The following is a 25227-nucleotide window of genomic DNA, read 5'->3' on the forward strand; positions in this document are numbered from 1 at the left end:
TCAGCAGATCCTCGGCAACTGCTCGCCGATCGGCAGGTCAACGACGCGGTTACCGCCCAGCGCCGTCCTGGCCACCACCATTTCGGCGTGATCGGATACGCACTCGCCGATGATCGTTGCCTCTTTACCCAGCTCGTGGCCTTGCATAGCCGCCAGCACCCGGTCTGCGTCGGCCGCCGCGACAATCGCCACCAGCTTGCCTTCGTTGGCCACATAGAGCGGGTCGAGCCCCAACAGGCTGCACGCATTCGCCACCGACTCTGGTACGGGCACCTCCCGTTCGACAATGTTCATACCTACTTTGGCGGCCCGCGCGATCTCGTTCAGCGAGGCAGCCAACCCACCGCGGGTCGGATCACGCAGCACGTGGATATCAGCTCCGGTGGCGAGCATCACGTCAACGAGGCCATTCAGCGCTGCGCAGTCACTGGCAATCGTGGTGCCGAACTGCAGGCCCTGCCGGCAGCTCAAGATCGCGATACCGTGCAGGCCGATGGCCCCGCTTACGATGATGGTGTCCCCGGCCACGGCCCGGCCTGCTCTGATGTCCACACCGTCCTGCACGACTCCGATGCCGGCAGTGTTGATGTAGATGCCGTCGCCGTGACCGGCATCGACCACCTTGGTGTCACCGGTCACCAGCTGGACCCCGGCAGCGGTTGCGGCTGCCCCCATCGCCTGTGCGACCCGCCCGATGGTGTCGAGGGGAGTGCCTTCCTCGAGGATGAATGACGTCGAGAGATACAGCGGGTGGCTCCCCGACATCGCGAGATCGTTGACGGTGCCGTTGATGGCTAGGTCGCCGATGCTGCCGCCGGGGAAGAACAATGGACGTACGACGAACGAGTCAGTCGAGAATGCCAACCGTCTTCCGGTTGGTGGCAGGACGGCGGAATCACCCAGTTCGGCATGAGCCGCCTCCCCGAAGCCTGGCAGGAAGAGGTGCTCGATCAGCTCGGCCGACATCGCACCGCCGCCACCGTGGCCCATCACGATGGTGGGCGAATCACGCAGCGGAACCGGACAGGTCCACGAATCCATGTCGATCGAAGGAGAATCAGCCATGGTGGGCGGCTGTCAGCTCAAGCCGGCGGTAGAGGTAATACGCCGCGCAAGCGCCCTCGGCGGAGACCATCGTCGCACCTAGGGGGTTGCGGGGCGTGCATTCTTTGCCGAAGGCAGCACATTCATGTGGCTTGATAAGCCCTTGCAGCACCTCGCCAGATCGACACAGCGAAGACTCGTCGGTGTGGATGCCGCCGACGTCGAAGCGAAGCTCGGCGTCGTAAGCACGGTAGCTGTCCGATAGCTTCCAGCCGCTCGCGGGGATCATGCCGATACCTCGCCAGGACCGATCGGTCACCTCGAAGACGTCTCGAAGCATCGCGATGGCTGCTCGGTTGCCCGCTGCGGTAACAGCGCGCGGATAGGCGTTCTCGAGCTCGTGACGACCGGATTCGAGCTGGATGATCGTACGGCGGATGCCGGCCAGAATATCGAGCGGCTCGAATCCCGTTACGACGATGGGTACTTTGTACCTCTCTGCCAGCGCGGGGTACTCCGTCGTGCCCATGACACTGCACACGTGTCCGGCCGCGAGGAAACCCTGCACCCGACATTGCGGCGATTCCATGATCGCCGCGATCGCAGGAGGCACCAGGACGTGGGACACCAGCAAGGAGAAGTTCTCGACGCCCAGGCGCTTGGCCTGGTACACCGTCATGGCATTTGCCGGGGCGGTTGTTTCGAATCCGATGCCGAAGAACACCACCTGTCGCTCAGGATTGTCGCGCGCCAGCGCTAAGGCGTCCATCGGTGAGTACACCACTCGGACGTCCCCGCCCGCGCTCTTGACCCGGAACAGGTCTTCGCTACTACCAGGTACCCGGAGCATGTCGCCGAAAGAACAGAAGATGACGTCGGGCAGCGCCGCGATGGCGAGAGCCTTGTCGATGACTTCCAACGGCGTCACACAGACCGGGCAGCCTGGTCCGTGAATCATCTCGACCTCATCGGGAAGAAGCTGATCGATACCGTGTCGGATGATCGAGTGGGTCTGGCCGCCGCAGACCTCCATGATCGCCCAGCGTTGGGTGGTGACGGCTCGGATGCTGTTCAGCAGTCGGGTCGCGAGTTCGGGATCGCTGAACTCCTCGAGGTACTTCATCGCACTGCCTCGGTGGGTATATCGCGCGGCCCCGATTGCTGGGCGTCGCGTCTGAACCCGTCGCCGAATTCCTGTTCCAACAGGCCGAGGTTGCCGAGGTTGGCAAGCGTCTGCAAGGCGGAGACTTCATCGAGTCGTTGGATGGCAAAGCCCACGTGCACGATGACGTATTCGCCCATTGTCGCGTCGGGAATGTACTGCAGGCAAACCTCTTTCAGCACGCCGCCAAAGTCCACCTCGGCCATCGGAGTTTCGTCGCGCTCGTAGCATTTCACGACCCGTCCCGGAATTGCTAAGCACATGGTCTGCCTCCTCTGGCCGATGACTCGGCCGTCTCCTCTGCGTTCGCCGTCTGTCGGGCGTTCGCCGTCTGTTGGGCGTGCCCCACGTTCTGGGCGTTCGCCGCTATGACCAATTGGCCGAGGGCGATGCCGCCGTCATTCGGTGGCACGAGCCGGTGCCGGAGAACCGTGAAACCCCGCCTACGTAGGGCGGCCGATGCGCCAGCAAGTAGCGTGGCGTTCTGGAAGACCCCACCGGTCAGGCCGACGGTGTTCAGGCCGAGTTGGTCGCGCGCTCGGACGGCGAGGTCGCTGACAAGGCCAACCGTGGCGGCGTGGAATCGCGCGCCGATCACATCGGGGCTGACTCCGGCGAGCACGTCCATCGCGGCGGCCCGAATGATCGACGCGGTGCCAATGACACCGTTCGCGCCTATTTCATAGTGGTATGGGCGACCGGCCGGAACCCCTCGACTGGCTGCCTCGAGCTCGATGGCCGCCTGCGCTTCGTAACCGGCGACCTGTCGAATACCGGCGAGCGCGCTGACCGCGTCGAACAGGCGGCCCATACTCGAGGTCGGAACACAGCCGAACCCGCTACCCAGTTGCTGCGCCAGCAGCTGCCTTTCCGTTGCGGGGCAGGCAGAAACGCATGGCAGGTCAGCTGACCATGGGACCCCGGCGCTGTGCAGGTGCGCCAGTGCCATTCGGTAGGGGCGCTCGACACTCGCATCGCCACCCGCTAGCGGAACGTATTGCAAGTGCGCGAAACGATGAAACTGGCGATAGTCCGCGATGAGCAGTTCGCCGCCCCAGATGGCGTCATCGGTGCCGAACCCAGTTCCATCAAAGGCGAAACCGATTATCGGCTCGTCACCGTCCAGCCCGTGTTCGGCCATCAGCGATGCGACGTGTGCATGGTGATGCTGCACGCTGTGCACCGGCAGCCCTGCCCGCCGGGCCCACTGACCGGAGCGATAGCCGGGGTGCGCATCAGCGGCGAGCTCCACCGGACTCACGCCGGTCAGCTCGCTCAAGTGTGCTGATGTCCGGGCAAAGGCCTGTAGCGTGCGCAGATCGTCCATGTCGCCGACGTGCTGTGAAAGCCAGGCGTTGCGGCCGTCCCCGACGCAGCAGGCATTCTTTAGATCTGCACCAACGGCGAGTATCGGTCCGACGTCGAAGGGCAGCGCCACCGGCAGCGGGGCGTAGCCGCGCGAACGTCGAAGCGGCAGCTCAGCGCCGTCGACGATCCGGGTCACGGAGTCGTCGACCGGAACGAGAATCCTCCGATCGTGGCGCAGCCAACCGTCTGCGATATCAGCCAGCCGGACAAGAGCGTCCGCGTCCTCGAAGACTATGGGTTCGCCCGCCAGATTCGCTGACGTCATGACCAGCGCGCGCAGGTTGCCTCCAGTGAAGAGCAGCGTATGCACCGGTGTGTAAGGCAACATCACACCAAGGTCAGCGTTGCCCGGAGCGACAGCCTCAGCGACGTCGGTGCCTGGTCGTCGTCCGATCAACACGATCGGACGGCGCCCGCTCGACATCAGCGCCAGCTCTGACGCGTCGGCAACCGTCAGTTCGGCTGCCACCGTTACATCACGCACCATGATGGCGAACGGTTTGTCGTTGCGCCCTTTACGTCGGCGCAGCGTTGCCACCGCTGCCTCGTTGAACGCGTCGCAGGCGAGGTGGTAGCCGCCCATACCCTTCACCGCCAGGATTGCGCCACGGCCCAGCTCACGTTGAGCCAGAGCAAGCGCGGCCTGGTCGCCAGCTTGCGCCCAGTAGGGCCGGTAGGACTGTGGGGGCGCTGCTTGCCCGCTGGCGAGTAGAAACTCCAACCGGGGACCGCACTCGCGGCAGGCGATTGGCTGGGCGTGAAACCGCCGATCGGTCGGGTCGGCGTACTCGGCTGCGCAGCTGTCGCACATCGCGAAGTCCGACATCGTCGTCGCAGGCCGGTCATAGGGAAGGCTTTCGATGATGGTGAATCTTGGCCCGCAATTCGTGCAGGTGATGAAAGGGTGGCGGTAACGGCGGTTGGTCGGGTCGGCCATTTCACGCAGACAATCGGGGCACGTCGCAATGTCCGGCGGTGCGAGCGTGCGAACGCCGTCGACCTGTACCGAATCGGTGATCACAAAGTCGCTGCCACCGCACACATCCCGGTCCCGACAGTCGATACTCGTCACGATCGCAAGCGGCGGCGCGTTCCCTCGGAGCCGCGATCCAAAGGCTTCGACGTCGGCTGGCCGGCCCTCAACCTCGATGATGACCCCCTCGCTGTTGTTGAGAACGGAACCACTCAACGTGAGGGCCGTGGCCTCGGCATAGACGAACGGGCGAAACCCGACTCCTTGGACGACGCCGCGCACCGTGAATTCGCGCCGAACTCTTTCGGCGGTGGCCGATAATGCCTGCGTCGAGGTCACGGTGACTCGGGCACCTCCAGCGGACGGCCCACCAACTCAAGGCCGGACAGTGCGCGTTGTGCCTCGGCGTCGTCTATGACTGCCACCGCGAATCCGAGATGAAGCAACACCCAATCACCCGGGTGTGTCGGTTGCTCGAGCATGCCGGCGTTTACCTTGCGCACGGCGCCCTGCACATCGACCAGGACGAGCTGCCCCTCGTAGCCCGCAACGAGTTCGACCACTCGACCGGGAATGCCAAGGCACATCTCAGCTCACCTCCGGCGCAGGCGATGGTCCCGCTGACGTGCTGAGCGCCCGGCAGGACGTCAGGTGCCCGACAAGTTCGCGAACAACCTCGCATCCCCGGGCTACTGAACCGGCAACCGCCTCCGACAGACCGATGCCATCCTCGACCGTGCTCACCTCGCAGCCGACCACATAGGTCGCCGGCAACTGGCCACCCAATGCGGTCACTCCGGCCAGCATCGACTGCGGGTCCATGCCATGTGCATCGAACTGCGACGCGAACAGCGGCGCCCCAGCGTTTTCGGTGTCGACTTGGACGAGCCGGACCGTGCCCGGTGCGCCATGCGATGGGATTGCATCGATCAGGATCAGGGCGTCCCAACCGTCGAGAAGATCGAAGGCAAGATGCGTCCCCCGAATGCCGTAGTCGACGGTTCGAACCTCGGTCTGTGGACTCGCCGGGTACGCCTGCGCGAGCAGGCGGCGTGCAACCTCAGAGCCAAATCCGTCGTCGCTGAGGAACATGTTGCCGATCCCGGCCACCAAGATCCGTTGCATCGCAATCCTCTCCGCAGGTCCGTCGCCGGGTCGCGCCCTGCTACATCGACCGCATCCGCAGATACCGCTGGATATCAGGGACTGACCTGATACCGACGATCACCGCCAGGATCGCGGTGCCGGCGAGCGCGATGGTCGTCACTCTTCCGATGAAACGCATATGCTCATTCCTCTCGTGCCGAGTTGATGGGTTCAAGCTCCTCCGGTGCGAAATACAGGTACCGGCCATACCAATCGTCTGGGTTCGCCTTGTCGTCCTCGCTGAGGACGACAGCCACATGATCGTTTCCGTCCACGTCGGCGAAGACCGCGGCCACGGTCGCCGCCTTACCCGCAAAGAAGATGTCTTGCGCGTCGGCCCGCCGCAGCGGATGTACCAGGACGCGACTGCCCCTCGATACCCGAGACCCGCCGATCATCAACGAGTCATGTTCGGGATCCACCGAGGCATCGACGCCTGGATCCCACCAGGGTCTACCGCCGGTATCTGACCAGGTTGGTACATCAAACCGCTGATCGTCGGCACCGTGGCGTCGGTCGTCGAGCCCGTGTGGATCGCGCAAGATGCCGTGCAGCGACTGGAGGTCCGCCGCGGACATGGCATCGCAGCGGTCGATGATCGCCGCCGCGTGCGGGTCGGTGGCGCGAGCTTCAGCCTTCTCCGTATCGGTCATCGTCATCACCCGCAAGGTGAGGATCTCGTCGATCTCGGTGGCGTCGAAGAGAGCTCCGGGGCTCTGTGCTGCGAGCTCGGGGTGGTCGTACAGGATTATCGGCGAGATGAGCATGATGTCGTCATCGTCTGATGCCATGATCGGCCAGCATCGTTCACTCGAACAGGCGTCGATCGCAGCAGCCGCCCAGGGTGGCGGATCGAGCAAGGAGATGAACCGGGACTGAGCGGACTCGAGCAGAAGGTGGGTGCCCAGAAAGGAGAGTGCGCTCGCACTCGCTCGGTCCGCGGGCTCACCCGGGGTCTGATTCTGCACCCTGACGTCAAGCTGGAAACAGCGCTTGGCTGGGTCGCCTTGGACAGGAGTCATCGCCAGTGGTAACGCTCGGATCAGTACCTCGGCAAGCAGGCTTTCACGACGACGGACGAGCCGGCCGAGTGGCGTCTCGCCGTCAGCGGTGATCGCCTCGATCTGCTCCGATTCCGGCACCCGCACTGGAAGTGCCTTCTGATCAACCAGATCCTTCAGCAGCAGCGGGCCGATAGAGATCTCCTGCGGCACCGCCTCGTCCCACGAGGTCCAGGTTTCTCCCGCCGCGAGCAGTTCGGTGGTGGCTACGAATGAACCTTCGATCAACTGTTGAACTCGTCGTGCCTGCAACTGCAAGAAACGCAGGTGCAGTGTTACAGAGGCATCCTCAGCCCCTGCCAGCACGCATTGTGCTCCCAGACTTGCCGGCTCGCTGGCACCGGACCGCGCGCCCGGGGGACCGAGCACACCGAACTGCCACCGAATCTGGTTCTTCTTCGCGCTGGCACGGTAGGGATAAAGCAGGTAACCCTCGTACAGCACGGTGTCAGCGACGTTCCTGGCCAGGTCGATGGGTTCAGTCATGGCGAGGCCTTGGTGACGTTCTCGCTTGCTGCCTGGAGCAGGCGCTCCAGGGTGTCGTCCCAGTGCAGCAGGCCCTCTGAGGATTTGAAACGATGTAGAGCGGTGAATGTATCGTGACCAAGCCGGATCCAGGTACTGTTCGGAAAATGCAGATCCATCACGCTGCGCCAGACCGCGACGGGCATTTCGTAACCGGCGGCTGCTGACCAGGGCACTTGTTCAACCTGGAATCCGCTCTCACCACGAGTGAATATGGTGCCGCTGAAAAGTAATTCGAGCGGTACGGCGCCGCCTTCGAGCGAGTGCAGGTACTTGCTGGCCGACACCTCGAAGTCGTAGGTGCAGGGTAACGGCAGATCCGCTTCGGTTGCGGCCGTGAAGCCTTGCACCAAGCTCGTGCATTGAGTCCAAAGAAACGGGCGAAGCGTGTTGGACCAACGATCGCGGTGTCCGAACAGATCGAGCAGACCTAGCGCTTCTGAATCACTGTAGGGCCGCTTCTGCGGTTCAATCCGCACCTGGCAGCGCAGCGCGATTGCGTGCACGACCGTCCCGCTCAGCTCCTCGATGCCCAATCGCACGGTGAGAATGGGTGAAGCAGCGTAGGGCTCCGGTTCGATGCCCAGTACGCCGAAGTGCAGCTTGGTCATCATGGGACCGCACCCCGGTCCGTCGACGCAGGTGCTACCCGGCTGCGACTCTCGAGGTCGGCGAAGTAGTCCACCACCAGCGCGCGCGCCTCCTGTCCGCCATCGAAACCTCGCCACACCTGTCGCAACCGGCCAACGAGTTCATAGCAATTGTCGATGGGAACGAGATAGCACTCGGCGCCGCGATCGCCCTTGTCGTGCAAGATCAAAGCTTCAACGTCGGGCAGGACGATGCCGAGCTCGGGATGATCGCTGACGACCTCATCCCAGGCGCCCATCGGCAGTTCGGATTCGGTTGCACCGGCCGGACCGGGGTAGAACGCAACCGTGTGCCCGAGGTTTGAGTTGTGGAACAGGAACACTAGGCCAACCGGAATCTGCAGGTCGTCCCACACAGCGGGCGACAGAAGCAACCCGGGAAACGACAAGAAGCGATCAGGTACGGCCCGATATCTGAGTTCGGCGTGATCGTAGGCGAACAGCAGCGTGCACGGTCGGCAGGTACACAGCAGGCTGCGGCTGGTCAGATTCACGACGTGTGAATGAACGGCACCAATGCTCTCGCCGCACATTTCGCAACGCTCGATGTCAGGTTGTGAAGTGCGCTCCGCAGCGAACCTCGCCAGAACGGAAAGGCCGCCCGCCGGTACCTGGTCATCGCGAGTCATGTGGACAAACCAATTGCCGGTACCGCGATCCGCACTTCACCGTCACGCACCAACAGCGGCAACGGGTAAAGCGTTTCGTCCGCATCGTCAATACCGATGCCGGCATGTCGGACGTCGAAATGATGACCGCAGCCCGGGCAGCGCAGCACGGCGGCCCCGATGGCCCCGCCCGCCCGCCGTTGCATCGTCGCGCCCCCGACCGAGGATTCGCAATGCGGACACCCATCTCGGAATGCGAACAGGTCGGTGCCGACGGTGCAAACCACGACTGCCTGGCCGCCCAGGACCCGCGGGTCGGCGCGTCCTTCGACGAGTTCGTCGACGTCTGCGAGGGTCTGCCAACCTGCGGATCCGTCGGCACTCATTGCGGTTCGCACCCGCAGGCTCGATACCGGGATCACCGAACCCGCGGACAAGCCGGCCGGAGCAGAATCGGCCGAAGCAAGGACCTGGATTTCTACGATCTCCGGTGCAGCGTCGCGGACCGCGCCGTCCACAGCCAATTCGAGCGTGGCTGCCGAGGAGGAGCAACCGTCGCAGCTACCCATCAACCGAAGGCGGACGACACCATCAGCTGTTATCTCGACCAGTTCGACGTCACCGCCATGCGAACCAAGGTAAGGACGTACGGAATCGAGGGCGCGCGCAACCCTGGTTTCGACGTCATAGGGGTGCAGGCCGTGAACCAGGAGCAGCCCGGCGACCAGCTGATCGTCGGCCAGGGCCTCGAGGACAGTGTCGTCAAGCCGGCCGAGGTCATACAGCAGGTCGAGCAACCGTTGCATTCCGGCGCCGTACAACTCGACCACGGTCCGGACCAGTTCCTCCGAGCGCTCGCGAACCAGCACTCCACTTGCCGAGCTGGCGGTCAGCAGCGCCTCGATTCGCTCACCGCTGGCGTGGATCAGCGCCGATCCGCTCAGGCCGCCGGTGCCGATTTCACTCCACGTTGGGTTCGACATGTCCGCGGCTGTCCGGATCGCTACTCGACGCCCGCGGCGCCGGTGGGGGTGTGCATGGTCTCGATGGACTTGCCGTCGCCCAGGTACATATGGACGCCGCATGGCAGGCACGGATCGAAGCTGCGCACGGTACGCATGATGTCTATGCCGCGGAAGTTGTCGCGGTCGTTCTCCTCGAAGATCGGTTGGCCCTGTACCGCGTCTTCGTACGGGCCAGGCGTGCCGTAGACATCGCGAGGATTGGCGTTCCACGGCGTGGGCGGGTACGGGTGGTAGTTGGCGATCTTGCCATCGCGAATCACCATATGATGCGAGAGCACTCCGCGCACGGCTTCGGTGAAGCCGCAGCCGATCCCTTCGTCCGGTACCTCGAACTTCTCCCAGGTCTTGGTCCTTCCCGCCCGGATCTCTACCAACGCCTGTTCGGCGAAGTGCAGAGCGCACGCTGCGGCATAGGCCTGGAAGTAGGTGCGCGCCCGCCCGCGCTCGATCGTGTTACTCCATTGCGGGATCTTCCATTCGAAGCTGACCGGACCTTTGAGTGCCGTCTTCGGCAGGTTGATCTGAACGCTGTGACCGGTTGACTTGACGTAGCCGCCGGCATCAACAAGGCCGCCGAGTGCGGTTGCCCATAGCCGTGCGATCGGACCGCCGCCGGTGTCGAGAGCCAGGTGGTCGGTGCCGTCGAACCATCTCGGTGACATGACCCAGCTGTACTTGTCGTCCAGATCCCGTTTCTGCGGATGAGGATTCGTGTGCTGATTCCACGGGTGGCGGCGATCGACGGGGTTGCCGAGTGGGTCCCGGGCAACGAATGTCTCCTGGCCCTCCCAGTCGTCGTAGTAGGAGCTGCCGAGCAGAATGCGGATACCGAGGTTGATGTCGACGAGGTCATTGGTGACGAGATTGCCATCCACGACAATGCCCGGAGAGACGAACATGGCCCGGCCCCATGCGTCATGTCCCGGTACTGGAAGTTGCAGACCTCTGGGTCTTGGAACGAACCCCAGCAAGCCAGCAAGGTGCGCCGCAAGCCCACTTGCTCGTACCCGGGCAGGGCCTCGTAGAAGAAGTCGAACAGGTCATCGTGCATCGGCACGACCTTCTTCATGAACTCGACGTAACGCATCAAACGGCTGATGTAGTCGGTCATCAACTGAATGGTCGCGACCGTGCCGACACCGCCCGGATAGAGCGTTGACGGATGGACGTGCCGACCCTCCATCAGACAGAACATCTCGCGGGTGTAGCGGCTGACCTGCAGCGCTTCGCGGTAGAACTCACCTGTGAACGGATTCAACGATCGCATGATGTCGCCGATCGTCTTGTAGCCGTGCTCGCCGGCATGCGGTGACTCGGTGCGGTTGGCTTGTTCGAGCACCCCAGGATTCGTCTCGGCGACCATGCGCTCGCAGTAGTCGACTGCGAGCAGGTTCTCCTGATAGATGTTGTGGTCGAACATGTATTCCGCGGCCTCGCCGAGATTCACGATCCACTCACCCAGATGCGGCGGCTTGACTCCGTAGGCCATGTTCTGGGCGTAGCACGAGCAAGTCGCGTGGTTGTCGCCACAGATCCCGCAGATTCGACTCGTGATGAAGTGCGCGTCCCGCGGGTCCTTACCCTTCATGAAGATCGAGTAGCCGCGGAAGATCGACGACGTGCTGTGACATTCGGCAACTACTCGCTGCTTGAAGTCGATCTTGGTGTAGATGCCCAAGCTACCCACGATGCGTGTGATCGGGTCCCAAGCCATCTCGACCAAGTCGCTGTCGGTGTGTTTCGTCTGGAGCGGTCTGGTCGATGTCATATCGCCGATTCCTAAGCTCTGAGGCCGATCGCTTCGCTTCGCGGTCCGAAACGTTCAGCCTTGCGTGGTTACGGGTTGACCATGTGCGGGTTGATCATTTACGGATGGAGCTAGGACCAGGTCCGTTGGCCGCCGGAGGTGAGAGCGCGACCAGGCTTGCGCCACTTTGGTTCCTGGTCCAGGGTGTGGCCGGTGATCTTGCGGAGGTTGCGGATGGCGCTGCCGTAGAGCCCCACCGCTGTCGTAGACAGCTTGCCCCCTGGCGGCTCGTCCATGAAGGGCATGAACTTGTCGGGGAAGCCGGGCATCGTGCAACCGATACAGATGCCACCGACGTTGGGGCAGCCACCAACTCCGTTCATCCAGCCGCGCTTGGGGACATTGCACTTCACGACCGGGCCCCAGCAACCGAGTTTGACGATGCACTTCGGTGAGCCATACTCGGTCGCGAAATCGCCTTGTTCGTAGTAGCCAGCTCGATCGCAGCCCTCGTGCACGGTGTTGCCGAACAGCCAGGTTGGTCGCAACGACTCATCCAGCGGAATCATCGGCGCTTGGCCCGTAGCCTGGTAAAGCAGGTAGACGAGGGTCTCGGAGAGATTGTCGGGCTGAATCGGGCACCCGGGCACACAAACGATGGGCAATCCGGCCTTGGACTTCCACTCCCAGCCGAGGTAGTCGGGGACACCCATCGCGCCCGTTGGGTTCCCGGCCATCGCGTGGATGCCACCGTAGGTCGCGCAGGTCCCGGCCGCCACGATGGCGAGTGCTTTGGGCGCCAGACGGTCCAACCACTCGCTGGTCGTGATCGGCTGCCCAGTCTCCGGATTGTTTCCGAAGCCGCACCAGTAGCCCTCATCGTGCAATGATTCGTTGGGTATTGATCCCTCGACGACGAGAACGAACGGGTCGAGTTCGCCGCGGTCGGCCTTGCGGAACCACTCGAGGAAGTCATCGGTCCCGCCTTCGGGTCCCGATTCGAAGTCAATCAGCGGCCAGTGCACTGCAATCTTCGGCAAACCCGGCAGTGCACCAAGTGCGATCTCTTCGACGCTTGGCTGCGTGGCTGCGGTCAGGGCGACCGAGTCCCCATCACAACTGAGTCCTGCGTTGATCCACAGCACGTGGATCAGGGTGTCTTCGGCTTTGATCGCTTCGGCTGTTGGCATCGGCGCCATACCCCCAAAGAAGGACCTGCTTTGAGGCCCTGCCACGCCGTCGGAGCGGGCGGTTCGCCCTGCGTGTGCGACGCATTGATCTTGCTACGCCGGTATCGTCAGGCTGTCAAGCCGAACCGTTTCGGCCTAATAGCTGCAGTCGATCATGCCATTGGCCGAGGCCGTCACCGCGTGTAGCCGAGATGGTCACGACCGCGGCTTTCGGACTGACCGAGCGAACGTTGGTGGCGAACTGTTCAACATCAACATCGAGGTACGGCAGCAGATCCGCCTTGTTGAGAAGAACCAGATCGGCGGCCCGAAACATCTGCGGATACTTCAGCGGCTTGTCCGCGCCTTCGGTAACGGCTGTAATTACAACCCGGTAGCTCTCACCGAGATCAAACAGCGCTGGGCACACCAGATTCCCGACGTTCTCCACGATTACCAGCGAATTGGGCGTCGGGTTCAGCTCATGCAGCCCGCGCCACACCATCTCAGCGTCCAGATGGCATCCAGATCCGGTGTTGATCTGAACTACCTTGCTGCCGATGGCGTCGATGCGCTCGCTGTCGAGCAGTGTCTCCTGATCGCCCTCGATGACCGAGATACCGAGTTCGGCGCCGAATTCGGTGATGCTGCGCTCGAGCAGCGTGGTCTTTCCGGCACCGGGTGCACTCATCAGATTCACGGCGACTACACCGCGGTCGGCAAGCCAGGCGCGGTTACGCTCTGCTTGCAGATCGTTCTTGGCAAGCACGCGTTGTTCGAGAAAAATTGTCTGGCCCTCGGCGGTGGAATGACCATGTTCTGTATGTTGATCATGGTCAGAATGCTCGTGATGGTGACCCCTGTGCGCTACGTGGCCGCTGACGGCGGTGATCCGTACGCCTACCTCATCCCCGCACCCGCACGTCGCGCACACTTCAGGCCACCTTCACTGAACTGATCACTAGTTGGTCGCCGCTGACGACACGGACATTCGCGCTGCCGCAGGCGCACAACAGGATGGGGGTGTCCAACCTGAAGTCGGCCTGGCATTCCTCGCACCGTGCGACTCCGACCGGCTCGTCGATCTCGAGCACGGAGCCGGCCAGCGTCGTGTCGACGGTGACGAGTTCATAGCAGAACCGGAGTGCGTCAGGTTCTATACCCGAGAGCTTGCCTACTTGCAGCGCGACATACGAGACCTGACGGTCCGGCAAGCGTTCGGTGACCGCCTCAACCACACTCTGGGCTATCGAAAGCTCATGCATTCGCAAACCTCGAAACCTCTTCGGCTCGGCAACACTGTATCCCCAACTCAGCAATCTCGTCCGTACGGATTTCTGCCGGAGGCACGTACGATTCGCGAGACCACCACTGCTCCATTGTCGAAAGCTCGTGGGTGCATGATTGCCGATATTCATCACATCGGGCTTACGGTCCGCGACGTTGAGCTGAGCGCGGCCTGGTACGTAGCGGTGCTCGGGTTCTTCAGGGACGGCGAATACGCTTCACCCGATGGGGCACGCCGCAAGATCTTCCTTCGGCACAGCGGTCTCCGGGCAAGGCTGGGCCTCACCGAACATCGAGGCGCAAGCCAAGAGGCATTCGATGAGACACGCGTAGGTCTGGATCATCTGGCGTTCGCGGTGGCAGACCGCGCCGAACTGGACGACTGGGAGAGGCGGCTCGCGGCCGCCGGCGTCCGGTACTCCCCAATCGCGCCGGCAAACTCGATTCCGGGTGCGGCATTGCTCGTTCTGCGGGACCCGGACAACATCCAACTCGAGTTGTTCGCCGATCCCTCGTCGGCGTAACGCCGTTCCGCTGGCGGTAGGGCCTAGACGCTCGTTCGGGCGGCCCGCGCCGCAGGTCTGATGTTCTCGCCGGCCTCCTTGCCCAGCACGACGGCCTCGGCAATGGCGAAGAGAGTCAATGCGGCAATAACCATGAATGCCAGCCGAAACGGGCCCGTCCCGGAACCGACCTCGAGGTGCCCCGCCGAGCCTGCTTGCAGCGAAATGGCCGCGACTGCCACCCCGAAGCCGGCGGCAAGCTGTTGCAGGGTCGAGGCGAGGGTGTTGGCGCCGGTCATCCCATCGGACGGTATATCGGCGAAGGCGATCGTGTTGTACCCGGTGAAACCGACGGATCGTGCGGCGCCACTAATCGTGATCAGGACGATGATCAACCAGATCGGCGTCCCGGCGGTGAGAAAGCCGGCACCGACCATCGTCGCCGCGACAATCACGGTGGCCCCGACGAGCATGGCGCGAAAGCCGAAACGCCGAAGCAGCGGTGTTGTCGCCGGTTTGATTACGAGGTTCCCGACGAACACGAACAAGGCGATGGATCCTGCGCGGACCGCTGTCCAGCCGAAGGCATCTTGGAACATCAGCGGTAACAGGAAGGGCACGGCGCTGACCGTCAGGCGGAAGATGCCGCCGCCGGCCTGAGCGGTCCGCATGGTCGGAATCCGCAGTATCTTCAACTGCAAGAGTGGATGTGCGGTCGTCAGGAGATGACGGATTGCCAGCGTCACGAGCACCGCGCCGCCCGCGGCGAATCCAGCCGTCAGTGTCCAGTTCGGCGAGTTGGTCGACAGCAACGAGGTGGCCCAGACGAGCAGGCCGAGGCCGGTGCCGGACAAGATCAGGCCGCGGACATCAAGAGGGCCCGGCCGGGTGTCGAGTTCACGATCCAGTAGCCGGTAGCCGAACCCGAGCGCCACGATACCGAGCGGGATGTTGATCAAGAAGATCCAGCGCCAGCTTGCATACGTGGCCAGCACGCCACCGAGGAGCGGCGCCACAACTGGCGCGGCCAGCGCCGGCCAGGTCAGCAGGGCGACGGCTCGAACGAGTTCGGCCTTGCTGGTGTTGCGTAGCACTGAAAGTCTTCCGACCGGCACCATCATCGCCCCGCCGACACCCTGCAGGATGCGAAAGGTTGCGAGCTCGGCGAGATTGGTGCTCGCAGCGCACAGCGCGGACGAGAGCGTGAAGATGACGATGGCGCTGAGAAAGACACGCCGCATGCCCCAGCGTTGTGAAAGCCAGCCGCTGAGCGGTACGAGCACCGCGACCGAGATCAGATAGGCCGTGACCGCCACGGAGACCGAGGCCGAATCGACCCCCAAGCTCGCCCCGATCGAGGGTGCCGCGGTCGAAATGATCGTCGCGTCGAGGATCTCCATGAAGAGCGTGCCGGCGACGAGCAGCGCCACACTCCGGCGGTAGCCGCTGACCGCCGCCTCGCCGCTCAGCTGTCCCGCCAACTGTGCTGGGGCTCGTAGCCGAGTACGCGGCGGGCCTTGTCGATCGACAGCAACGTCTCGTGCGGTCCGACTTCGCGCTTGTACGGGACGTCGGGAAAGATCTCGGCCAGAAGTTCGGCATTCGGACGGCTCATGACTCCGTCCGCGTTGGCGACGATGAAGACGTCGGCGCCGGTGGCCTTATGGTCCAGAGCCTTGCGCACTGCCTGCGCACCGTCGCGGCCGTCGATGTAGGCCCACAGGTTCCACTTGCGGCGCCGCGGGTCGCTATCGAACGAAGCAAAGTTGGCATAGTCCTCAACGTTCATGACGTTGGAGAATCGCAGCCCGATCATCTTCAGCTCGGGATCCCACCGGCAGAATTGCCGCGCCATCTCCTCTTCCAGGGTCTTGCAGAGCGAATAGGTGCTGTTGGGTCGCGGTGGGTAGTCCTCATCGACCGGTACATACGGCGGTGGCTCGTCGAAGGGAAGGCCCAGCACGGTCTCGCTGGAGGCCCAGACGACGTTCTTGATGCCCGCCCGCTGCGCAGCTGCAAACACGTTGTAGGTGGCTGGCAGGTTATTGTGAAAAGTCGTCGAGTTTGTGCGCAGGCCTGGCGCCGGAAGGGCAGCCAGGTGCACGACGGCGTCGACACCGTCATGACGCGAGTCGATCCCGGTCAAGGCTTCCAAGGTTTGCCCGAAATCGGTCAGGTCAACCTGGCTGGAACGCTGGGGGCGGTCGGGGCTGGGCGCGACATCGATGGAGAAGACGTCCCAACCGTGTTCGGCCAGTTCCCGCACGACGTGCCGGCCCAGCTTGCCGCTGCCCCCTGTTACCGCTACTCGCGCCATGATGGCCTCCTCGATACGATCAAATCTCCGTAACAGCAGATCTACCAGCGCGTCCTCGCGGCGGCTAATTCGGCACCCGGGTTTTGCCCGCGGTTCAGACTCATGTAAACCTGAAGTTGGCTGCTCATCTGCGTTGACCGTGACAGTCGGTGTGCAAGAAGGCAATTGGCAAGGGCATTTCGTGCGGACAATTGAAGACGATGGTGGCGAGATGACGAAGGTGCTCGGTCGATGGTCGGCTCCGCGAGGGGCGAGTAGTTGAGCACCGAAACGAGAGCGGGCGCCGTCGGGACGGGCGAGAGCGGGCTGGCCCATCGGCAGATCCTCGTCGTCATGTCGGGCCTCATGCTGGGCATGTTTCTGGCGTCTCTCGATCAGACCATCGTGTCGACGGCGCTGCCGACCATCGTCGGCGATTTCCATCGCAGTGACCTGCTCTCGTGGGTGATCACGGCCTACTTGCTGGCCAGTACCGCGTCCACGCCGCTCTGGGGTAAAGCCGGCGATCTGTACGGTCGCAAGCGAGTCTTCCAGCTGGCCATCGTGGTCTTCCTCATCGCCAGCGCGTTGTGCGGTGCCTCTCAGAACATGTACCAGCTGATCGCCTTCCGGGGCTTGCAGGGCGTCGGTGGCGGCGGCATCATCTCGCTGGTCTTCGCGATCATCGGTGACGTGATCCCGCCCCGATCGCGCGGCCGTTACCAGGGTTACTTCGGCGCCACCTTTGGTGTCTCCAGCGTGGTCGGCCCGCTCGCGGGTGGCTTCGCGGTCGACAACCTGAACTGGCGCTTCATCTTCTACATCAACATTCCGCTCGGCATCGTCGCGCTCGTGGTCGCCAACCGCGTCCTGCACCTGCCGGTGGTCAAACGCGAGGTGAAGATCGACTGGTGGGGCGCCCTCTTGCTGGTGTCCGGAGTTTCGGCGATCTTGCTGGCTACCCAGTCCGGCGGTTCCACCTTTCCATGGGCGTCCTGGCAGATCATCGGGATGTTCTTCCTGGGTGCGGTGTTGCTGGCCTGCTTCGTCATTCGTGAGCGTCTGGCGCCCGAACCGATCTTGCCTTTGGACCTCTTCAGGCTTCGGATCTTCACGGTCGCGAACACCATCTCCTTCATCAGCGGCATAGCGATGTTCGGGGCGCTGGCGTTTCTGCCGCAATACATGCAGCTCGTGCACGGCGTCTCGGCAACCGCATCCGGTCTGCTGCTGTTGCCGCTGCTGATCGGGCTGCTCACGATGAGCATCAGCTCAGGTCGTTACATATCTCGAACGGGCAACTATCGCTGGTTTCCGCTCGCCGGCACGATCGTCGTGTCGGCCGGGTTGCTGCTGTTGACGCAGCTCGGCGCGCATACATCGCTGGTCACGGTGGGCGTGTACGTGTTCGTGTTCGGCTCCGGCCTGGGCCTGTTCATGCAGGTACTGACTGTGGTCGTGCAGAACGCCGTACCCGCCAAACAAATGGGCGTAGGTACGTCATCGGTCACCTTCTTCCGGTCGATGGGCGGTGCGATCGGGGCGTCGGCGCTCGGTGCCGTTCTGACGGCTCGAATCGCGGCGGAATTCCACAACTTCCTGCCGCCGGAGGTGCTCGCCGGCGGTGGGGACAAGGTCGCTCAGCTCGTCCAGAGCCCGCAAGCCCTGGACGCGCTCAAGACGACGAATCCGGCCCTGCACGAGGGAATCATCCAGGCGTATTCGCATGCGATCGACACTATTTTCGTGGTCGCAGTGCCGATCTCGCTCCTGAGCGTGGTTGCCGCGTGCTTCATCAATCAGGTTCAGTTGCGGACGGCGAACTCCGCCGGAGAGCAGACCGCCGAAGACGCCATGATCGCTTCCGGCGGGATGCATTGATGTTCTGGAGGGTCTTCTGATGCCGGGCGTCACGATTTCGGCCGCGTACGGAGCCGGTGGGAGTGTCGTCGCGCCAGAGGTGGCACGACTACTCGGGCTGCAATTGCTGGACCGGGCGATCAGTTCCGAAGTCGCTGCCGAGCTGCAGGTCTCGGTGAGCGAGGCCGAGTCAGGTGCGCTTACGCGTTCACGCGGTGACCGGTTCATGGCTCTGTTCGGCCCGCTGTCCGGCGGCTTTCTCGGCGCTGGGACGGATGCTGCACCGCCCGACGCCGCTCCTCTGGTGGACGAAGCGGCCGAATTCCGGGAGCGCGCGGAGACGCTGATGCGCGACGCGATGGCCGGCGGAGCCGTCATCCTGGGCCGTGCGGGTGCTGCGGCCTTCCACGAGCATGCAGACGTCATGAAGGTTCGACTGTTCGGGCCGGTCGAGGCCCGCGTCGCGCAGGCTGCGGTTGTCGAGCACATCGACACCGAGACAGCGGGCAAGCGCCAGGCCCACATCGATCACGCCCGCGAGCAGTATGTCCGGCGGTTGTACCGGGTGAGCGTCGATGACCCGGACCTCTTTCACCTCCAGATCGACAGCACGGCACTGCCGCTGGCGACTTGCGCCGAGTTGATAGCCGCCGCTTACCGGGGGTTTGCCGAGGCCCGCTAATTCTTGCGCGGCGACAGTCCCGGGAATTGTTGACACATCAGCAATGTTGGGGACCTCGAACGATCGAACACTTTCGAGGAGAATTTTGTGACCACTTTTGCTGACACCCTGGTCCTTGACCAGGCCGCGCAGGATCTGCTGTTCCGGCAGGCGCGCACCGCGAATACTTTCACCGATGAGCCCGTCACCGACGAGCAGCTTCAGGCGATCTATGACCTGGTCAAGTACGCGCCTACCTCGATGAACCAGCAGCCGCTGCGGGTTGTAGTCGTGCGGTCAGACGAGGGTCGGGCAAAGCTGGTGGATGCGATGTCGGAAGGCAACAAGGCCAAGACGGCGGCCGCTCCGGCTGTGCTGATCCTCGCCGCGGACGTGAACTTTCACGAGGAATTTGGCAAGACGTTCCCGCATTTTCCTGGAGCAAAGGCTTTGTTCGACGCGGACGCGCTGGCTCGCGAGGATGCGGCCCGATTCAACGCCGGCTTGCAGGTGGCTTACTACATCCTCGGCATCCGCGCGGCCGGACTAGCTGCGGGTCCGATGACCGGTTTTGACTCGGCTGCAATCGACAAGACGTTTTTCGCCGATGGAGAGCACCGCGCGCTGGCCGTTATCAACGTCGGCAAGCCTGCCGAGAACGCGTGGTTCGACCGGCTGCCACGACTGGACTACGACGAGGTAGTCAGCTCGGCCTGATCATCACGAACCGCGGGCCCTACTCGGTTATCGCGTGGTGAGCCTGATCGTCATCGACGCGCCGTCCGCCGTGCGGTGGACGCTCATCCCGACTGCGGCAACGCTACGCAGCATCCTTTGGGTCTCCGGGTCGATGCCAGCTTTTTCGCCAGCTTGATGATTGACGATGCTCGCCACGTTCACGTAGGCGATCGATATGGCGTCGTCCGCGTTGGGAACGGCCGCACGGAAGGTCGGGTCGCTGCCCAATGTGGCGGCGCCCTTGACCAACTCGGCGTTGTACGACGCACTGGTTCCAGCGATGTAGCCGTCGGCGTAACCGTCGTGGGTACCGCCTCAGATGGCAGGCCGAACCGCGCCGCCACGCTCTTGATGATGTTCACCGCCCGCTCTGGGCTGCCGGTTGCGGTCTGCACCGCGACCTGAGGTGGACCGTGTTGCCCCGACTGCAACCGAACTGAAGCTGTGAGATCAGTACCAAACACTGCCCTCAGGTCGCCGGGCAGTGCAATGCCAAAGCCTCGTGCGACCATATCGACCTGTTGCTTCGCTGCAGGGTAGGCAGCTATCGCCGACCAGTTCGACGCGAGGTTGCCGCCGACGTTGGTGAGTTCGACAGCCGCGGCAGTATTCGCGGGCAATCTCGTCAGGGTTCGCGGGGCGGACGGGTCAGAATTCGAGCTGCTGTTCTGAGTGAAGCCTCGAAGCAGGGCATTGACTTCGAGATGAGACGCGGTCGCGTGCACGCCCGCCACAACGCGTCCAGCCGTCGAAGGAAATTTCGACGGATCAAAAACGTTGCCGGGCGCAGCCTTGACCGCGGCCAGAGTCGCCTGGAGGTCGACCCAGCCAATCGCCACCTGGTCGCCGGGCATTGCCCTGACATCGTTGGTGTAAGTCGCATGGGTGTCCAACGCGCCGTACTTCGTCTTGTGCGCCACCGCAGCCTCAGCATGTGGCTGGCTGTCGCTCATCAGGACGTAGCCGCTGGTGCTGACGTAGCCGAAATCGCTGCGCGCCTTCGCTACCTTGCGCAGGGCGTCCTGCATCTTTGCGTGGTCGGTATATGCCACGACAGCGACTTCGTCGATTCCAGATTTGCTTGACGGGTCTGGAACGGCTGCTAGTGCCACGCGGTCGCCGAGCCAGGGCTCGACCTCAGTGGCGTAATCGAGAGCAGAATCATCGCCCAGGACCGGAGTCAGGGCAGACTTGCGAGCGTCGCCAAGGGTCGAAGCGCCTTTGGGATCCGACGGAAATTTCTTCAAGAATCGATACAGCGCGACCTTCTGGTTCGCGGCTGGGTCGAGGTCCAGTTTGGCGAACGCGACCGTATCAGCCGGAACCACGTGCTCCGGCTGGATGCCGCCGCTCGCGAGTGCTGAATACACGTAGGCGCCGGTGCCACCAGCAATGACCAGCGCCGCAGCGCCGGCCGCGGCGATGATCTTGCGGCGTCGCCTTCGCGACCGGGCACTGCGTGGAAGGTCTCGATCCTCGATAAATGCATCGGTCCACTGCTGCTCTGCGGTGTTGAAGGGCTGATCGGGGCCGAAAAATGAAGACGTCACGAACTCGTTCTCTCTGGATGTGCTGGCGTGCCGCGTTGTCAACACCGTGCTATGAGCCAGTGACGTTAGCTTTTTCTCATCCGTTCCGTGGGCGAATGGCGAATCTTGTCGAAGAGCGGTGGATGGAGTCGAGCTCGGCTCCAGCGAAACTATCGAGTGGTGATCCTGATCGTTATTGCCCCGCCGTCGGATGTGGGATTCACACTCAAACCAACGGCCGCGACGTTCTGCCAGTCCGCCTTGTCCTCGGCATCGATTCCAGGCTCGCCGTTGAGGATGCTGGCGACATTGACGTACCCGATCGCAGTCGCGCCCTTCGCGTTCGGAACCGCTTTGCCGAAGTTCGGATCGTTACCCAGGGTGGCGGTCACGGCGCTGAGTTGGCTGTTGTAGCCGGCATCGTTTCCTGCGACATAACCGTCTGCAGTTGTCGCAGTGAAGAGCTGGATGGGGAATTCGTTACGCAGTTTGGTAATGATCGCGAGTGATCGTTGGGGATTGTCGGTTTTGGTCTGCACGGCGACCTTGGGCGCCGAGTCGGCCGACCCGACTGCAGCATCGGCTGGAAGCCGGAGCGAAGCCGTCGTGTCGGACCCGAACAGGGCTTGCAGGTCGCCGGGCAAAACCAAACCCATAGCGTTGACGAACTTGTTGAGCTCGTCCTTCTCCGATTTATCGACCGATGAGTTCCAGGCCGCGGAGAGCGTGTCTCCCAGGCCGCTGAACTCCAGAGCGGCCGTGGTGTCGGCGGGCAGCCTCTCCAGCGCGCCGTCGACCGGCTTTCTGCTGGCGCTATTGGCTTTTACGTTCATACCACGCACGACTGCGTCTACCTCGAGGTAGCTCGCGTCGGCGTGCGCTCCGACCACGAGTCGTCCGGTGCTTGCCGGTATCGCCGACACCGCGTTCGGGTTGCCGACGTTGGATCGTCCGGCCTTGAGTGCGGCGGTCGCCGCGGCGAGGTTTACCCATCCGACCGCGATCTGATCACCCGGCAGTGATGTGACGTCTGCCTTGTACTGAGCGTTGTCATCTAACGCCCCCGCCTTGATGCGGGTCAGGAGCGCGTTCGCGTGGGTCTGGCTATCGCTTATGAGGACGTAGTCGCTGCTGCTCACATAGTCGAAGTCGGAGTCCGCCTGGGCCAGTTTGGCCATCGCGGCGAACATCTTTGCCTGATCGGTGTAGGCGATGGCAAGTACCGGGTCCACGCCGCTCGAACTCGCGGCGTCCGGCACCGCAGCGACCGCCACCCGGTCTCCCAGCCACGGCTTGACATCGGTGTTGTAGTCCAGCGTCGAGCTCGCGCCAAGAAATGCCGTCAATGCTGAATTTCGGACATCTGTGATGTTGGTGGCTCCGTGCGAGACGGACGGAAATTTTTGTGACAGCCGGTACGCGGCGATCTTCTGGCCTGCCGCGGGATCGAGGTCGATCTTGGCGAAGGCCACCGTGTCGCCGGGCAACACGTGTTCGGGCTGGGTGCCGCCGCTGGCGAGCACGCTGTAGGCATATGCGCCCGCTCCCGCGCCCGCGACCAGGATGGCCACGAGGACTGCGCCGATGATCTTGCCGCGGTGACTTCGCCGGCTGACTGGATGCAGCGGCGCGAACTCGCCCTGCAAGGAAGGGGTGTTCGGATCGAGGAGATATGACGGACCACCGGACGGCTGTGGTGAGAAGGACGGGTGTGGTGAGAAGTAGGCGTCCACCTCGTCGAAGGCCGGGGAAGTGGATTGCGCGCCGTCGCCGGCCGGCAGAGCAGGATCTGGGCCGAAGTCTGAATCCGTCACTGAGCGTTCCCCCGGGTTGGCCGCTGTTGCGTTTCTCCGAGCACAAATCGGCCACGTTGACGCAACCCTGAGAGACGCTCGGCAGATTCAATCACGTTTTCAATCACGTCCAGCGGCGGGATTCTTCGCCGGAGAGGACAGCCAGATCGTCTCGCCAGGGCAATCGGGGCTGAGATTCGGTAGAGTCAGTGTGCTGACATCCTGTCCACACATCTGGCTCTCGGGGTGGGCGCTAGCAGCCCCACGGCTCTAGGGGGATAGGGGATGTCTGAATGAAGTCTGTTCGGTTGGCGTTAGCTCGATGTGGCGACGAACGCCGAATCGAGGGTTGAGATGTCGATAAACGTCGTACCGAATCGGCAAATCACGATTAACCTAAGCGCGGTGGGGGTTTCATCGGTTCGCATGACTTCTGACCGAATTCGGCAGAAAACCCCCCAAGACGCACCCGATACCGCGCAGCTCGCACCGTCCACGTGCGGCTACCGGACGGGGTGAGGAGTGCATATCGGCTGGCTCGTCATCGGTCTCACGCTGGGGTCCGCATTCGCGTTCGGTGCATCGACGGCGCTGAAGCACTCCAGTGCCTCCGACGTTCCCAAAGTGCACGCTATGCGCGCCGGGGTCGTTATGCGCTTCGTCGGCGCCACCGTGAGCCATCCGAGGTGGTTGGCCGGAATCGTCCTCGACGTTGTCGGGGTGAGCCTGCAGGTGCTGGCGCTGCATTTCGGCGCGCTTTCGATCGTTCAACCACTGCTGGTGAGTGGCCTGTTGTTCTCCCTGTTGCTGCGTAGCCGGGACGGACGCGGCATCCGGGCGATCACGGCCGCCGAACTGCTGTGGGCGGGCGTCCTGTGCGCGACATTGGTCGGCTTCTACTTCCTGAGTGGTTCCGGTCACGGCGGAATGCCGTCACATGAAGTGCCTGACCGGATGTCGGCATTTCTCAGCGCCGTAGCCGGTCTGATAATCGCCGTCGGCTGCATCCTCATCGCCCGCAGACATGGTGCCGCCAGATATGGGCCCGCGCTGATCGGAATCGCGGTGGGCGTCACGTACGCCGCGACGGCTGCCTTGATCAAAGGCGTTACCGACATCGCTGTCCGGAGCCCGCTGGACTGCTTGACGAGCTGGCAGCTCTACGCCCTCATCGTGGTCGGTGGCTGTGGGCTGTTCTTGAGCCAGGTCGCCTTCCAAGCCGGGCCTCTCACCGCCAGCCTGCCGGCCACGGCAACCGTCGACCCGCTGCTGAGCATCGTGGTCGGCGTCGTCGTCTACAACGAGCACGTACGGCACGGGCCATTCTCCGGTGCCGGGTTGCTTGGCTTGCTCGTCATCCTCGGTGTGGCGGTGATCCAGCTGTGCCGGCTGGAGGCTCCGAAGCTCGTCTCGAGCAACGATCCGGTGCCTGTACCCATCGAGCCGCTCTTGCTGGCAGAGCCCGCCGCTCTCGCCGTGCCTGTCGTGGTCGGCGCCGACCGGTTGAACAGCGAGCGGTTGAACAGCGAGCGGTGGAACAGCGAACGGGTACCCGTCGTGTCGACGGCCGCCCGCAGTAGCGCTGCTACTTCTCGGGCGGCGGCTGACCGTAGGCGTGCGTGACGTCGATGCTCAACACCTGCCGCCGATCGGCGACCATCGCAGCCCGGTAATCGTCCCAATCGGGATGCTCGCCGTTGATCGCTCGGTACAAATCGATCAATTCAGCGACCGCCTCGTCGTGCGGGTCGGTAGCGATCGCGGTCAGCCGAGCGGTGCCGTCGAGCACAGCCCACGTCCAGAAATCTGAACTCGTGACGTGCAGGCTCACTCGCGGATCGCGTACTGCGTTGGCCGTCTTTGCACGATCTGCGGTGACCGAGACTCGGACTAGGTAGCGCTGCGGATCGTAGTGATAGCTGATGTTCGACAGCTGCGGACGGCCGTCGCGCTTCAGCGTTACCAAGACACCGGCCTTGGATCCGGCGGCAAAATTGAGCAAGCGTTGCTGCTGGGCGGTGGGTTCGAAGGTCACCACACGAATCCTGTCAGAAATCCGACGCCCCGGCGACTGCGGTTCGA

The 25227-nt window shown here is 63.2% G+C and carries 24 protein-coding genes and 1 pseudogene; 5 read left to right on the forward strand and 20 right to left on the reverse strand.

Annotated elements, in window-relative coordinates; genetic code table 11:
- The 15 genes and pseudogenes from hypE to ACSMXN_RS02515 form a co-directional block, all read right to left on the reverse strand.
- The gene (hypE, locus tag ACSMXN_RS02445; protein WP_022913682.1) at positions 1 to 1065 is read right to left on the reverse strand and encodes a hydrogenase expression/formation protein HypE; all 1065 of its coding nucleotides are present in this window, start codon (positions 1063 to 1065) and stop codon (positions 1 to 3) included.
- Positions 1058 to 2167, reverse strand: coding sequence for a hydrogenase formation protein HypD (gene hypD / locus ACSMXN_RS02450; protein WP_022913683.1), 1110 nt, complete (start codon positions 2165 to 2167; stop codon positions 1058 to 1060). The genes hypE and hypD overlap by 8 nt, the downstream gene beginning before the upstream one ends.
- On the reverse strand, positions 2164 to 2469 hold the full coding sequence (locus ACSMXN_RS02455) for a HypC/HybG/HupF family hydrogenase formation chaperone (RefSeq protein WP_022913684.1): 306 nt from the start codon (positions 2467 to 2469) through the stop codon (positions 2164 to 2166). The genes hypD and ACSMXN_RS02455 overlap by 4 nt, the downstream gene beginning before the upstream one ends.
- Complete coding sequence (gene hypF / locus ACSMXN_RS02460; protein WP_022913685.1) at positions 2460 to 4886, reverse strand: carbamoyltransferase HypF; 2427 nt, start codon at positions 4884 to 4886, stop codon at positions 2460 to 2462. Before hypF ends, ACSMXN_RS02455 begins: the two co-directional genes overlap by 10 nt.
- Positions 4883 to 5134 (reverse strand): HypC/HybG/HupF family hydrogenase formation chaperone, encoded by a 252-nt coding sequence (locus tag ACSMXN_RS02465; RefSeq protein WP_022913686.1) that lies wholly within the window; start codon positions 5132 to 5134, stop codon positions 4883 to 4885. Before ACSMXN_RS02465 ends, hypF begins: the two co-directional genes overlap by 4 nt.
- Before the next feature lies 1 nt (position 5135).
- Complete coding sequence (locus tag ACSMXN_RS02470; RefSeq protein WP_022913687.1) at positions 5136 to 5672, reverse strand: hydrogenase maturation protease; 537 nt, start codon at positions 5670 to 5672, stop codon at positions 5136 to 5138.
- Between the two features lie 40 nt (positions 5673 to 5712).
- Positions 5713 to 5832, reverse strand: coding sequence for a DUF6893 family small protein (locus ACSMXN_RS02475; protein ID WP_022913688.1), 120 nt, complete (start codon positions 5830 to 5832; stop codon positions 5713 to 5715).
- Positions 5833 to 5836: 4 nt separating this feature from the next.
- Positions 5837 to 7240 carry a hypothetical protein gene (locus ACSMXN_RS02480; RefSeq protein ID WP_022913689.1) on the reverse strand — a complete coding sequence of 468 codons (1404 nt, stop codon included), beginning with the start codon at positions 7238 to 7240 and terminating at the stop codon, positions 5837 to 5839.
- Positions 7237 to 7890, reverse strand: coding sequence for a DUF6084 family protein (locus ACSMXN_RS02485; protein ID WP_022913690.1), 654 nt, complete (start codon positions 7888 to 7890; stop codon positions 7237 to 7239). Before ACSMXN_RS02485 ends, ACSMXN_RS02480 begins: the two co-directional genes overlap by 4 nt.
- Positions 7890 to 8558 carry a DUF5947 family protein gene (locus tag ACSMXN_RS02490; protein ID WP_022913691.1) on the reverse strand — a complete coding sequence of 223 codons (669 nt, stop codon included), beginning with the start codon at positions 8556 to 8558 and terminating at the stop codon, positions 7890 to 7892. The genes ACSMXN_RS02485 and ACSMXN_RS02490 overlap by 1 nt, the downstream gene beginning before the upstream one ends.
- Positions 8555 to 9520, reverse strand: coding sequence for a NifU family protein (locus tag ACSMXN_RS02495; protein WP_022913692.1), 966 nt, complete (start codon positions 9518 to 9520; stop codon positions 8555 to 8557). Before ACSMXN_RS02495 ends, ACSMXN_RS02490 begins: the two co-directional genes overlap by 4 nt.
- Before the next feature lie 20 nt (positions 9521 to 9540).
- A pseudogene (locus ACSMXN_RS02500) lies at positions 9541 to 11276 on the reverse strand (nickel-dependent hydrogenase large subunit).
- A gap of 164 nt (positions 11277 to 11440) precedes the next feature.
- The gene (locus ACSMXN_RS02505; RefSeq protein WP_027139529.1) at positions 11441 to 12499 is read right to left on the reverse strand and encodes an NADH-quinone oxidoreductase subunit B family protein; all 1059 of its coding nucleotides are present in this window, start codon (positions 12497 to 12499) and stop codon (positions 11441 to 11443) included.
- Positions 12500 to 12614: 115 nt separating this feature from the next.
- Positions 12615 to 13247 carry a hydrogenase nickel incorporation protein HypB gene (hypB, locus tag ACSMXN_RS02510; protein WP_455407679.1) on the reverse strand — a complete coding sequence of 211 codons (633 nt, stop codon included), beginning with the start codon at positions 13245 to 13247 and terminating at the stop codon, positions 12615 to 12617.
- 166 nt (positions 13248 to 13413) lie between these two features.
- Complete coding sequence (locus ACSMXN_RS02515; RefSeq protein ID WP_022913696.1) at positions 13414 to 13743, reverse strand: hydrogenase maturation nickel metallochaperone HypA; 330 nt, start codon at positions 13741 to 13743, stop codon at positions 13414 to 13416.
- A gap of 135 nt (positions 13744 to 13878) precedes the next feature.
- Here ACSMXN_RS02515 and ACSMXN_RS02520 point away from each other — a divergent pair, with 135 nt between their 5' ends.
- Positions 13879 to 14289: a VOC family protein gene (locus tag ACSMXN_RS02520; RefSeq protein WP_035943955.1), complete on the forward strand. Its 411-nt coding sequence runs from the start codon at positions 13879 to 13881 to the stop codon at positions 14287 to 14289.
- Between the two features lie 23 nt (positions 14290 to 14312).
- On the opposite strand, the gene ACSMXN_RS02525 is transcribed toward ACSMXN_RS02520, so the two are convergent.
- Positions 14313 to 15749 (reverse strand): MFS transporter, encoded by a 1437-nt coding sequence (locus ACSMXN_RS02525; protein ID WP_022913698.1) that lies wholly within the window; start codon positions 15747 to 15749, stop codon positions 14313 to 14315.
- On the reverse strand, positions 15734 to 16585 hold the full coding sequence (locus ACSMXN_RS02530; protein ID WP_022913699.1) for an NAD-dependent epimerase/dehydratase family protein: 852 nt from the start codon (positions 16583 to 16585) through the stop codon (positions 15734 to 15736). Before ACSMXN_RS02530 ends, ACSMXN_RS02525 begins: the two co-directional genes overlap by 16 nt.
- A gap of 258 nt (positions 16586 to 16843) precedes the next feature.
- Here ACSMXN_RS02530 and ACSMXN_RS02535 point away from each other — a divergent pair, with 258 nt between their 5' ends.
- The 3 genes from ACSMXN_RS02535 (at position 16844) to ACSMXN_RS02545 (ending at position 19802) form a co-directional block, all read left to right on the forward strand.
- Positions 16844 to 18445 carry an MDR family MFS transporter gene (locus ACSMXN_RS02535; protein ID WP_022913700.1) on the forward strand — a complete coding sequence of 534 codons (1602 nt, stop codon included), beginning with the start codon at positions 16844 to 16846 and terminating at the stop codon, positions 18443 to 18445.
- Positions 18446 to 18464: 19 nt separating this feature from the next.
- Complete coding sequence (locus ACSMXN_RS02540) at positions 18465 to 19106, forward strand: cytidylate kinase-like family protein (RefSeq protein ID WP_022913701.1); 642 nt, start codon at positions 18465 to 18467, stop codon at positions 19104 to 19106.
- An 87-nt stretch (positions 19107 to 19193) separates the two neighbouring features.
- Complete coding sequence (locus ACSMXN_RS02545) at positions 19194 to 19802, forward strand: malonic semialdehyde reductase (protein ID WP_022913702.1); 609 nt, start codon at positions 19194 to 19196, stop codon at positions 19800 to 19802.
- Between the two features lie 179 nt (positions 19803 to 19981).
- On the opposite strand, the gene ACSMXN_RS02550 is transcribed toward ACSMXN_RS02545, so the two are convergent.
- On the reverse strand, positions 19982 to 21373 hold the full coding sequence (locus ACSMXN_RS02550) for a DUF3352 domain-containing protein (protein WP_027139532.1): 1392 nt from the start codon (positions 21371 to 21373) through the stop codon (positions 19982 to 19984).
- A gap of 149 nt (positions 21374 to 21522) precedes the next feature.
- The gene (locus ACSMXN_RS02555) at positions 21523 to 23166 is read right to left on the reverse strand and encodes a DUF3352 domain-containing protein (RefSeq protein WP_022913705.1); all 1644 of its coding nucleotides are present in this window, start codon (positions 23164 to 23166) and stop codon (positions 21523 to 21525) included.
- Between the two features lie 501 nt (positions 23167 to 23667).
- On the opposite strand from ACSMXN_RS02555, the gene ACSMXN_RS02560 reads away from it, so the two are divergent.
- On the forward strand, positions 23668 to 24768 hold the full coding sequence (locus ACSMXN_RS02560) for a DMT family transporter (protein WP_022913706.1): 1101 nt from the start codon (positions 23668 to 23670) through the stop codon (positions 24766 to 24768).
- Here ACSMXN_RS02560 and ACSMXN_RS02565 read toward each other — a convergent pair.
- A complete protein-coding gene (locus tag ACSMXN_RS02565; protein ID WP_455407680.1) occupies positions 24731 to 25183 on the reverse strand; it encodes a PPOX class F420-dependent oxidoreductase in 453 nt (150 codons plus the stop codon). The genes ACSMXN_RS02560 and ACSMXN_RS02565 overlap by 38 nt on opposite strands.
- Positions 25184 to 25227: the final 44 nt, after the last annotated feature.

The organism is Parajatrophihabitans canadensis (genome assembly GCF_053764775.1).

Excerpts from the sequence above, each read along its gene's own strand:
- ACSMXN_RS02475 (WP_022913688.1), bottom strand. The coding sequence starts at position 5,832 with ATGCGTTTCATCGGAAGAGTGACGACCATCGCGCTCGCCGGCACCGCG.
- ACSMXN_RS02470 (WP_022913687.1), bottom strand. The coding sequence starts at position 5,672 with ATGCAACGGATCTTGGTGGCCGGGATCGGCAACATGTTCCTCAGCGAC.
- ACSMXN_RS02515 (WP_022913696.1), bottom strand. The coding sequence starts at position 13,743 with ATGCATGAGCTTTCGATAGCCCAGAGTGTGGTTGAGGCGGTCACCGAA.
- ACSMXN_RS02455 (WP_022913684.1), bottom strand. The coding sequence starts at position 2,469 with ATGTGCTTAGCAATTCCGGGACGGGTCGTGAAATGCTACGAGCGCGAC.
- ACSMXN_RS02530 (WP_022913699.1), bottom strand. The coding sequence starts at position 16,585 with ATGGCGCGAGTAGCGGTAACAGGGGGCAGCGGCAAGCTGGGCCGGCAC.
- ACSMXN_RS02480 (WP_022913689.1), bottom strand. The coding sequence starts at position 7,240 with ATGACTGAACCCATCGACCTGGCCAGGAACGTCGCTGACACCGTGCTG.
- ACSMXN_RS02495 (WP_022913692.1), bottom strand. The coding sequence starts at position 9,520 with ATGTCGAACCCAACGTGGAGTGAAATCGGCACCGGCGGCCTGAGCGGA.
- ACSMXN_RS02540 (WP_022913701.1), top strand. The coding sequence starts at position 18,465 with ATGCCGGGCGTCACGATTTCGGCCGCGTACGGAGCCGGTGGGAGTGTC.
- ACSMXN_RS02490 (WP_022913691.1), bottom strand. The coding sequence starts at position 8,558 with ATGACTCGCGATGACCAGGTACCGGCGGGCGGCCTTTCCGTTCTGGCG.
- ACSMXN_RS02520 (WP_035943955.1), top strand. The coding sequence starts at position 13,879 with ATGATTGCCGATATTCATCACATCGGGCTTACGGTCCGCGACGTTGAG.
- ACSMXN_RS02505 (WP_027139529.1), bottom strand. The coding sequence starts at position 12,499 with ATGCCAACAGCCGAAGCGATCAAAGCCGAAGACACCCTGATCCACGTG.
- ACSMXN_RS02465 (WP_022913686.1), bottom strand. The coding sequence starts at position 5,134 with ATGTGCCTTGGCATTCCCGGTCGAGTGGTCGAACTCGTTGCGGGCTAC.
- ACSMXN_RS02485 (WP_022913690.1), bottom strand. The coding sequence starts at position 7,890 with ATGACCAAGCTGCACTTCGGCGTACTGGGCATCGAACCGGAGCCCTAC.
- hypD (WP_022913683.1), bottom strand. The coding sequence starts at position 2,167 with ATGAAGTACCTCGAGGAGTTCAGCGATCCCGAACTCGCGACCCGACTG.
- hypE (WP_022913682.1), bottom strand. The coding sequence starts at position 1,065 with ATGGCTGATTCTCCTTCGATCGACATGGATTCGTGGACCTGTCCGGTT.